2 tRNA genes are annotated in these 487 nt (G+C 47.0%); both read right to left on the bottom strand.

The window, feature by feature from the left end:
* Positions 1–96: 96 nt before the first annotated feature.
* Positions 97–170 (bottom strand) — tRNA-Cys (locus AN391_RS19910).
* Between the two features lie 19 nt (positions 171–189).
* A tRNA-Gly gene (locus tag AN391_RS19905) sits at positions 190–265 on the bottom strand.
* Positions 266–487: the final 222 nt, after the last annotated feature.

The following is a 487-nucleotide window of genomic DNA, read 5'->3' as shown; positions in this document are numbered from 1 at the left end:
ACGACTTGTTAGTCGAGGGATTTTAAATCCCTTGTGTCTACCAATTCCACCACTCGGGCATCGAGTTTGCTATTTAAAGCATGTGGAGTAATTAAATGGAGGCGGAACCCGGAGTCGAACCGAGGTGGACGGATTTGCAATCCGCTGCATGGCCACTCTGCCATTCCGCCTTAACGCTTCCAAATAATTTGGAGCGGCACACGAGGCTCGAACTCGTGACCTCGACCTTGGCAAGGTCGCGCTCTACCAACTGAGCTAGTGCCGCGTTAAACTTTGTCAGTAATTTGTCCGTTGGTGCGCGACCATGTCGCGGTAAAACGTTCTGGCAACTGAGTTAGTGCCGTATTAAACTTTTCATTAATATTTTATCTAACTTTTAATTATCTTGGTAAAATAATTAAAAGTGGTGCCCGAGGCCGGACTTGAACCGGCACGACTTGTTAGTCGAGGGATTTTAAATCCCTTGTGTCTACCAATTCCACCACTC

Origin of the sequence: Pseudoalteromonas sp. P1-13-1a (assembly GCF_001401875.1) — a bacterium.
Taxonomy (GTDB): Bacteria; Pseudomonadota; Gammaproteobacteria; order Enterobacterales; family Alteromonadaceae; genus Pseudoalteromonas.
Note: the sequence above shows the minus strand (reverse complement) of the source record. Positions and strands in the feature narration are given on the sequence as shown.